We start from the raw sequence: 8,661 nt of genomic DNA, 5'->3' as shown, positions 1-8,661 counted from the left end.
TCCTCTGGGCTAGATGCTCCAAGGAGGAAGTCCAAAGTCTCCTGTGGACCTGCCTTATAAGCACTCTTCATTGCTGCAGAAAGGACAAGACGCTGCTTATTGAGCTGGTCTGTAGTCTCTGCAATCTGCTCCTGAACCTCACCAATTTTGTTGTTGGTGGCGTCAAGTGCATAGGTTTTCTCGTTAAGGTTATCCATGGCCTCTGCAAGAGCTGTACCAAGAGAGTCTAGCTGGGCAGATGCGGCCTCAAGATCGCTTTGTGGGTCTGCGAATAGCTTGGCTGGGGTAAGCAGCGTAGCAGCTACACCAAGACCTGCAAATAAGAGAGCGTCTCGTCTTGTGAAAGATCGGCGCTGTGACATATAAGCTCCTTCCGCAAAGCACGAAAACAATTGGGCAACGTGTTGCTTTGCTTTGCCATCTAGGATAGCTCATTTGATAAAAAATCAAAGTCAACTCGCCGATTTCTTAGCGAGAAACCCTTGTTATTGGGAAGCTACCCTATCGAGTATTTGAATAGTTTACCCCGAAAATGACATTTCATACAAATTCCAAAGACTATTTGTGCAGTTATATAGCATGGAGCGGGCAAATATCATTGCATAAATTTATCTTTGACCTGCAATTATGGAGAAATTCTATGTATTGTAAACAAGTTTACTGTGATTAACAAAATGCTTATGTAAATAAGACAAATGGCCGACAAGCACGTAGTCTTGTCAGCCAAAATTGTCAGGTTAAAGAAAGTCTGATGTAAGTAATTTAGCTTATTGAACCTTAATAAGGGTGTAGACCTCTTGGTCAAAGCACTTGCCAATAATCTCCCTTGGATGCAGGTAGCAAAGCTCAAGCGCAAATGCAAAGCCAGCTACTTTTGCACCGGCCTTCTCGGCAAGTTGAGCACAAGCAACGCAAGTGCCACCAGTAGCAACCAGGTCATCCGCAATAAGAACAACGTCGTCTGGGGTAAGAGCGTCGGTGTGAATTTGAAGCTCGCTGGTACCGTACTCCAGGTCATAAGCCTGTGCGTAGACCTCACGAGGCAGCTTCCCTGGCTTACGAGCAGGAACAAAGCCTGCGCCCAGTTTGTAGGCTACAGGGGTTCCAACAAGAAAACCACGAGCCTCAGCACCAATAACCTTGGTGATTCCTGCATCAGCAAAGTGCTCTGCAATGTCATCAACAACTGCGTGGAAGCACTCAGGATCTTTAAAAAGTGGAGTTACATCTTTAAAGATAACGCCTGGCTCTGGATAATCAGGAATGCTAATGATATGACTCTCATAATCATACGTAGACACAATGTCCTCACATTCAATATCAAAATCAATGAATAGTTATATATACCTAGATTACTCGTCTAGATGCATATCCTTAAAAGATTCACGAACTAATTTAGTGATAAGTTCATTTCTAACCGCATTGGTGAGGCCTAACATGCGGGTCAGAGCAGCCATAAACTTCTGACGAGTCTCGTCAGTATGGTCAACTTCAACTCCCCCGCCTTTTTTAGCGTATACGACAAGCGATTTGGCAAACATACTAGATTCTCGATTTGCAGCCATAACGTATTGACGCAGGTTCTTGGGCTCAAAACCAAAGTGACGAAGTTCGCTACAAAGGCGAATCAGCGTAAGGTCCTTGCCATCTACAAGGTCTCTACCATGAGGAGAGCGTTTTAAAGCAATAACGCCTGCTTCGGAAAGCTGACGAACAAAGCCTACAGAGCATCCCACAATTTCTGGGATGCGATCAATAGCGTGATATTTCTGAACTACCTCAGGGTCATCTACAGGTACCACAATGGCATCAGCATGCGTGGCACCAAGAATTGCTTGAGACACTTGCTTTCCATCAAGCTGAGGTTGAGCCTGGCGAGAAGAACATTGATCTTCAGGTGCAGCCTGAGCCTCAGCTCCAGTTGCCTCATCAGTCTGAACTTTGACCTGTTGTTCACCTTCAGGGTTTTTATCTTGCCTATCAAGTTCTTCTCTAATAACTGAGAGTGGCATAAAACGGCTTTTTTGCAGATACAGAATAGTCTCAAGTCGCTTAACGTCTTTTTGGGAATACAGGCGATAGCCACCAGCTGTCCTGGTAGGGGTAAGCAAGCCTTCATCCTGCAGATATCTGACTTTAGAAACACTCAAGTCAGGATAGAGAGTCTGTAATTTCTTGACTACTTTACCAATGGTAAGAAAGCCTGAATCAGCCATAAAGCTATCCTTTAACCTTAAGCTGAAACTCTGCTGGTATGGAAGACCATGCGGAAGGTGCCAATCTGAATAGTTGAACCATCGCGCAAGGTAGCCTTGTTAATAATGGCACCATCAACCCAGGTACCATTAAGAGAATCAAGGTCTTCAATAGTTGCATAGCCAAGAGCAAGATTAGAGAGATCGATGGTGGCATGATTTCTGGAAACTGTCATATCGTTTAAGAAAACACTGCTCTTTGGATCTCTGCCAAGAGAAATCTGAGGTAGATTAAGCTCAAAAGTCTGACCAGTCTGTGGTCCCTTAACAATAGTAAGGACAGGGTGAGCAGGCTTTTGTTGAGCCATAAGGTCTGGAACCGTAGCGTCAGCTGATGGCATGCGGAAAATCTCTGTTGAGTCTGGTGACTGCTGTTTGATGTCGTCAGTTGACATGGTTTCTCCTTAATTTGGTTACATGATAATAATAACGCTTAACGACAAGCAATGCAGTCCATTTCGATGAGCGCACCAAGAGGCAACGCAGAAACCTCAACAACTGCTCTGCCAGGCGCAGGAAGAACAAAGTACTGCCTATAAATCTCGTTTACCTTAGGCAAATCATTGATATCAGCAAGGTAGATAGTTGTCTGAGCTACATCAGAGAGCGTGCATCCTGCCTCTGCAAGGATTGACTGAGCAAGATGTATGACACGAGCAGTCTGATCTTCAATTCCTCCGTCTATTAGCTTCTTTGGGTCTTCTGCAGAAATCGCAATTTGACCAGTTACAAATACCAATCTACCCGCAGTAGTACCCTGAGAGTATGGTCCCATAGGAGCTGGAACGCCTATCGCATTAATCGCATATTTCATAGAAGATCACCCCTTGCGCCAATGAAATCATCAGAGGCTCTGAGTAAGCCCCAACCCTCAAGTTTATCTTTAGCTACTACTACTTTAGTGTTACTTGCAAGTTCTGAAAACCATGGAAGATATGTTTTTAGACCTTCAACGAGCTGCTTATGTCCAAGAGGATGGACTGTTTCAAAAGAAAGCAAGCTTCTAAAAAGAATTACCGTATGTACCGGTGGGACCATAACCAGATAGGCGGGAACTTTCTTGGTTGAAACATTGGCTACAAGTGCTGGGATTGTTTGGTCAAGCATAAGATTGCAAAGCTTTGAGTCTTCTGGAAGTCTCTGTTCTCCCAGGTAGTCCATAAGGACCTTCTCGGCCTTTTTACCAGCAAGAAGAAGCGGAGTAAGCAGCGGAGTTGCATCTTCCAAAGACACTTCTGCATAAGGAGCTACACCGTTTTGCTCGACTGACGCAATGATAGAAAGCCATTCGTCTAGAACAAGAGAGCGCTCAGATGCATCAAGTACCACGTACTCGTTTTGACCAGAGCGCGCGAGAAGACCGATGGAAGACAGAGATCCGTCTCCCGTAAGTGCACACTCAAATGAAGTCTCTCCTACCTCAAGTTGTTTACCTGCAAAGACAGCTTCCACAAAATTTTGAGCTGATGTACCACTCACCAGCGTGTAGCCGATACCACTCAGGTCAATAAGAGCGCAATCTTTCAAAGCTTCCTCAAGGGGTTTCTCGCCATAGAAAGATTGGGCTAAGTTGAAGCCTTCAGGTGAGGTTGAGAATTGTGCGCCAAGATATTCAAGCTCGGTATGGAGGATGGAGCGTTTCTGCTCAGACATTAGTTTCTCCCAAAGAGATACGGAGCAACCGAATACAGGTCAAAGAGGTTGTAGGACGGAATAGTCCACAGCGTAAGATGTGCCTGGGTAATAGTGGTACCTACCTGCGCGGAATCTTGAGACCAGTCAGTTGAAGAAATCAGCTGGTTGTTAGCTACTGGATAGTTGGGAGAAAGCATGGAAGTCTGGTAGGTGAAGTCTTTAGAGCCAGGCCATGCCATATACGTGGTAGAAGTTGATGGTTTAACCACTGCAGAGAGCAAGAAGTTGTCCTCGCTCGTACGAATCTGCACAATCTGATCAGTGCGCTGGATGCTTACGCGATTGTAATTGCGATAAGCCCAGTTCATCAGAATGGCAGTATCGTCAAAACGACCTTGTATAGTCTCGCAACCAAGCACGCAGGTATAAAGCGTAATGTTTCCGCGCATGGAAGCGCCCAAGAAGGCAGTACCAGAGTCTTCAGCGCCTGTTTTAATGCCGAGAAGACCTCGGTAGGTGTCCATAAGGTCATCGGTTGAGTGGAACGTGCGCTGCTCCCCTCCTACTGTTGTAGTGTATGACCTGGTATGTACAGCGCTTGCGATAAGCGGATAGTGCTCGCGTGCATAACGACCCATCAGAGCAAGGTCTCGCGCGGTTGAATAGTGACCATCAGCATCTAAGCCGTGAGGATTCTGGAACTGCGTGTGTGTCATGCCTATCTCAGCAGCCTTTTTGTTCATTTGGTCAACAAAGGCCTGTTGAGAGCCAGATACGTTGACAGCAATGTTATAAGCTGCGTCATTTGCGGAATACACCAGCATCATCATGATCAGCTGTCTGAGTGTAGGCGTATCATCCGAGGTCAAACCAGCAACTTGCGAACCCTCTTCAAGATCTGGAACTGTGATTTTACAAGGCTCATCAAGATTAACGCCAGAATCAAGCGCCACAATTGCAGTCATTACCTTAGTGATGGATGCCATAGGAAGCTCTTGATCTGGATTTTTGCTCCAGAGGACGTTTCCTTGAGCATCGGTGACAATGGCAGTAGTTGCCTCAGTAAGTTTTGGCTCATCTGTAACGGAAGTCTTGTTAGAAGAGGTATTTTCTGCCAGAGCCGTAGTTGCAGGAGCAAAAGGAGCAGCTAGAACAAATACAAGTAACACGCTTACAAGAAAAGCCAGCATCTTATGAGAGAGCTGGCGCAAAGATACATGGTTGTGCTGAAAGAAAGTCATAAACAACCTAACTTATGCTTGAGTGTTTTTACTATCTTTAACTATTTTAGCCGCTTCACCAGTATAAACAATGGCGGTAATTGCCGAGAAAACAATTCCTATGTACACAAAGAAGATACCTAAAGCGCTGCTTTCAGAGTTAAGACCTGGAAGCCAGCTAACGTTTACCAAGCCAAGTCCGGAGACAACTGGAATACCCAGAAGAAGCAAACTAAATCCAGTCATTAAAAATGCAGTTGCTGCTTTACCAACAAAGACAACATCAATAGGACGCCTGCGGAATTTACGAACTGCAAGAGCACCAAGAGTAAGGTAAACATCTCGTCCAATAACAAAGAGTGGAATCCAGAGAGGAAGTTCACCAATAATCAAGAGGCCAAGAACACCTGTGATAAGAAGTACTCGGTCCATGATAGGATCCATGATTTTACCTAGCCAGCTGACAGTTTGCGTTCTACGAGCAACCTGACCGTCAAGAAAGTCGGTAACAGCTGCGGTTACATAACAGCCAAGCGCAACCCAACGATTTCCACCTGTTGAGAAGAGCACAAGAAAGATAATCGTAAGGATTAATCTGCAAAAGGTAATGACGTTTGCAACAGTAAAAATAGCGTTAGAAGGATTGTTGGAACTACCAACTGGATCAGTAATAGTTCCCTCTGCCTGCGCTTTTGCTGCATCGGCGTCTGCTGCTTCTTTAATTTGGGATGCTACTTGATTAGCTAGCTGCTGCCTAGTTTGCAACGTTTCACTCCCCTTTTTGTAGTACATAACATGCGTCTATTTTAACGTAAGTTGCGCAATAGCAAATTATTGGCACATTTGTTTAACAAAGGACACAAGAACACGAACACCCTGGGCATAGACGCGTTTCTCGATACGCTCATCAATGCCATGGACGCCGTTTGCCTCATCTTCTGGCGTTGGCCTAAACGGACAAATGCGTAGAATAGAATCGCAGATTCCCTCGTAGCGGACAGAATCGGTGCCACCACACACAAAGGACGGAACAAAGGTAACGCCAGGATAGTAATGTTCCATGATGGCCTTGAGTTCCTGATATCCTGCACCAGTTGGAGAGTCAATTCTTCCGGCGGGTGTTGAGTGCAAAGCCTCAACCTCAATGCAAGGGTCAACCCGAGCTACCACTTGTTTAATGTGTTCAACAGTTTTGTTGACGCTTACCCCAGGGAGCAGCCTAATATTGATAGTTGCGCTGACATTACCAGGCATTACGTTAGCTGCGCTACTTGAACCTTCAAGCATGTTAAACGCATACGTAGTGGTAACAAAGGGATAGAGCTCTTTGATCTGGGCTGCAGCATGCGCAATCTTATCTGCATTTGTATCTACGTCACACACCAGAGAAGCAAAAGGTTCTTCGGTAATTTCTGGCGCAAGAACCCTAAAGGTTTCTTTAACAATATCGTTAAGCTCAGGCTGAGGTTTAGCCTCAGAGAGAGCGGCTAGTGCGCAGCTCAAATGCTCAAGCGATGTTCCACCAAAAGGATTTGAGGAATGTCCGCCATGGCCAGGAGCGGTGAGCTTAACGTTTAAGAAGCCCTTCTGCGAGATGCAGATGTCGGCCACAGTAGCCTCAGGCGCACCGTATGCGCTGCCGTCAAAAAATGTAGTGGTGCCTTCGTCCAACAGACAAGCCGCACGCATTTCTCGCGAGGCCATTACCTCTGCAAGTTTGGTGGCGCCGTGGCTCTGAACCTCTTCATCCTCGCCAAATGCCAGGTAGATAGAGCGTCTTGGCGAGAAACCCTGTGACAGCAGATACTCTAGTGCCTCAAGCTCTCCCATCAGCATGTCTTTGATATCAAGTGCACCTCGTCCCCAAACGTAGGTGTCGTCGACGTCTCCACCAAAGGGATCGTGTGTCCAGGCTTCTTCTGTACCAAGTACAACGGGAACAACATCTTGATGAGCGATGAGCATCAACGCAGGGAGCTCGTGGTTAGATCCTGGAATCTCAATGAGGAGCGAATGACCAACCACCTCGACATTGGAAGCTGCTGTCATGACGTACGGAAAGCTGTCATAAATGTGCTGCTGAAGGCCTTCAAACTGAGACCAATCAGTTGTCTTGGCATCTGTATACACTGTTTTAAATGACAGTGCCTTTGCAAGTCTCTCTGACATTGCGTCTATGTTGAGCTCATCGTATTCATCTTCGTGAGCAAAATGATCGTAAATATTCATGAACCCTCAAATAGTCTGATCTTGTTTGTTTCAATACCGTAATGATAATGGCTCATTTTATGTCACGGTAACTAAATGCTGGTAGAATTAACAAAACACGCATTTAGTATATGCACATTGGAGCCCTGATGATTAAGCTTGTTCTTTCCGATATGGACCAAACGTTAAAACCCGCTGACACTCCGGCTATTTCAGAAAGAACCCATCAGGCAATTAATAATCTTAAAGCCGCAGGTATCGCGTTTGGTCTTTCTACCGGAAGGCCAGTTTATGATGCACTTTCTTATCTCAAATCAGATGTTTCTCTAACTGATACTGGCGTGTTTTCAAGTGGAAAGATTCTCTACTTTAATGGCAAGCTCATTTTCACAAAAAAATTTACTTACGAGATGATGGAGAAGATCTACGAGGTCATTTCTCCAATGCAGGATTGCCTGCTTACCTATTACGCAGAAGGTCCGCTTGAGCAGCCTCTTGACACGTCATTTACCTCTTGTTGGAAAATAGTTGACACTACTCAAGAGGTGGTAGATCACCTTGCGGCCTCAGTTAACACTTTTGTTCCAGGACTCGGACCACAGTCTGTTCCAAAAGATGTTCCGATGTATGCAGGAGGTTTGCTGTTCCCTCAAGATGAAGAGCGCCAGCAAGAGATCTATGAGGCTGTTACCAGCGCAGTTCCAGAGGTTGAGTTGGTTTCTCCCTATATTGGTTGGTTTGACATCAATTATCGTGGCTGGAATAAGGCACAGGGATTCGAGAAGCTCATTGAGACTATAGGTCTTAAGCCAGAAGAAGTTATTGTGTGCGGTGATTCCGAAAACGACTTAAATCTTCTTAAGATTGCTCCAAACTCATGCTGCATGGAAAACGGCACTGATGAGGCCAAGGCAGTTTCAAAATATCTGTTGCCTAGCGTGTATGAGGAAGGTGTCTCACAGCTCTTAGAGGCGCTTACAGAGGCTCAGGGAGACTTTGATTCTGAGGTTGTCCAAGCTGTCCTAAAACATGCTCTATAGGATTAGAGTTTGATGCAAAGCGTGGCAATATAGTCATTTCCATATTGTGATAGCCTGTGCCTTTTATTACATGATTCATAGAAATCGATCATGGCGAGGCCATTTTTAAGTTGCCCTCTGATTTGAGTTTCTAAAGTATGGCTAAATTCATATCCATATTCTGGATCTATGGTAATTTTGCCTTGCTCTTCAAGTTCTCTTGAATTAAATGGAATTGAAAATTTTAGAAGTAATTCCTCTTCAGGTCTGTCCCATACAACGTCAGCGTCATACATGTATATCCAAGGATTCATAAACCCGACC

The 8,661-nt window shown here is 45.2% G+C and carries 9 protein-coding genes and 2 pseudogenes; 1 reads left to right on the top strand and 10 read right to left on the bottom strand.

Annotated elements, in window-relative coordinates; translation table 11 throughout:
* The 9 genes and pseudogenes from RWJ43_RS04780 to RWJ43_RS04740 form a co-directional block, all read right to left on the bottom strand.
* Positions 1–362 (bottom strand): annotated as a pseudogene (locus RWJ43_RS04780) (hydrolase Nlp/P60); the annotation flags it as partial.
* 405 nt (positions 363–767) lie between these two features.
* Positions 768–1,301 carry an adenine phosphoribosyltransferase gene (locus RWJ43_RS04775; RefSeq protein ID WP_035427597.1) on the bottom strand — a complete coding sequence of 178 codons (534 nt, stop codon included), beginning with the start codon at positions 1,299–1,301 and terminating at the stop codon, positions 768–770.
* Positions 1,302–1,352: 51 nt separating this feature from the next.
* The gene (locus tag RWJ43_RS04770; RefSeq protein ID WP_314008427.1) at positions 1,353–2,216 is read right to left on the bottom strand and encodes a MerR family transcriptional regulator; all 864 of its coding nucleotides are present in this window, start codon (positions 2,214–2,216) and stop codon (positions 1,353–1,355) included.
* A gap of 17 nt (positions 2,217–2,233) precedes the next feature.
* Positions 2,234–2,650: an FHA domain-containing protein gene (locus RWJ43_RS04765; protein WP_035427594.1), complete on the bottom strand. Its 417-nt coding sequence runs from the start codon at positions 2,648–2,650 to the stop codon at positions 2,234–2,236.
* A 38-nt stretch (positions 2,651–2,688) separates the two neighbouring features.
* A complete protein-coding gene (locus RWJ43_RS04760) occupies positions 2,689–3,069 on the bottom strand; it encodes a Rid family detoxifying hydrolase (protein ID WP_314008424.1) in 381 nt (126 codons plus the stop codon).
* Entirely contained in the window at positions 3,066–3,908 is an 843-nt protein-coding gene (locus RWJ43_RS04755; RefSeq protein WP_314008422.1) for an aminomethyl transferase family protein, read from the bottom strand. The genes RWJ43_RS04760 and RWJ43_RS04755 overlap by 4 nt, the downstream gene beginning before the upstream one ends.
* Entirely contained in the window at positions 3,908–5,131 is a 1,224-nt protein-coding gene (locus RWJ43_RS04750) for a D-alanyl-D-alanine carboxypeptidase family protein (protein WP_314008420.1), read from the bottom strand. The genes RWJ43_RS04755 and RWJ43_RS04750 overlap by 1 nt, the downstream gene beginning before the upstream one ends.
* Before the next feature lie 12 nt (positions 5,132–5,143).
* Entirely contained in the window at positions 5,144–5,875 is a 732-nt protein-coding gene (locus tag RWJ43_RS04745) for a CDP-alcohol phosphatidyltransferase family protein (RefSeq protein ID WP_314008417.1), read from the bottom strand.
* Between the two features lie 66 nt (positions 5,876–5,941).
* On the bottom strand, positions 5,942–7,339 hold the full coding sequence (locus RWJ43_RS04740) for a M20/M25/M40 family metallo-hydrolase (protein ID WP_314008414.1): 1,398 nt from the start codon (positions 7,337–7,339) through the stop codon (positions 5,942–5,944).
* A gap of 128 nt (positions 7,340–7,467) precedes the next feature.
* Here RWJ43_RS04740 and RWJ43_RS04735 point away from each other — a divergent pair, with 128 nt between their 5' ends.
* Positions 7,468–8,358 (top strand): HAD family hydrolase, encoded by an 891-nt coding sequence (locus RWJ43_RS04735; RefSeq protein ID WP_314008411.1) that lies wholly within the window; start codon positions 7,468–7,470, stop codon positions 8,356–8,358.
* Positions 8,359–8,360: 2 nt separating this feature from the next.
* On the opposite strand, the pseudogene RWJ43_RS04730 reads toward RWJ43_RS04735, so the two are convergent.
* A pseudogene (locus tag RWJ43_RS04730) lies at positions 8,361–8,661 on the bottom strand (class I SAM-dependent methyltransferase); the annotation flags it as partial.

The sequence above is a fragment of the Lancefieldella parvula genome (genome assembly GCF_963530955.1).
Taxonomy (GTDB): Bacteria; Actinomycetota; Coriobacteriia; order Coriobacteriales; family Atopobiaceae; genus Lancefieldella; species Lancefieldella parvula_A.
This window is presented reverse-complemented; position numbering and strand designations above follow the sequence as displayed.

What these genes read in the sequence shown, in the direction of transcription:
- RWJ43_RS04770 (WP_314008427.1), bottom strand. Translation starts at nt 2,216, where the DNA reads ATGGCTGATTCAGGCTTTCTTACCATTGGTAAAGTAGTCAAGAAATTA.
- RWJ43_RS04765 (WP_035427594.1), bottom strand. Translation starts at nt 2,650, where the DNA reads ATGTCAACTGACGACATCAAACAGCAGTCACCAGACTCAACAGAGATT.
- RWJ43_RS04760 (WP_314008424.1), bottom strand. Translation starts at nt 3,069, where the DNA reads ATGAAATATGCGATTAATGCGATAGGCGTTCCAGCTCCTATGGGACCA.
- RWJ43_RS04755 (WP_314008422.1), bottom strand. Translation starts at nt 3,908, where the DNA reads ATGTCTGAGCAGAAACGCTCCATCCTCCATACCGAGCTTGAATATCTT.
- RWJ43_RS04750 (WP_314008420.1), bottom strand. Translation starts at nt 5,131, where the DNA reads ATGACTTTCTTTCAGCACAACCATGTATCTTTGCGCCAGCTCTCTCAT.
- RWJ43_RS04740 (WP_314008414.1), bottom strand. Translation starts at nt 7,339, where the DNA reads ATGAATATTTACGATCATTTTGCTCACGAAGATGAATACGATGAGCTC.
- RWJ43_RS04735 (WP_314008411.1), top strand. Translation starts at nt 7,468, where the DNA reads ATGATTAAGCTTGTTCTTTCCGATATGGACCAAACGTTAAAACCCGCT.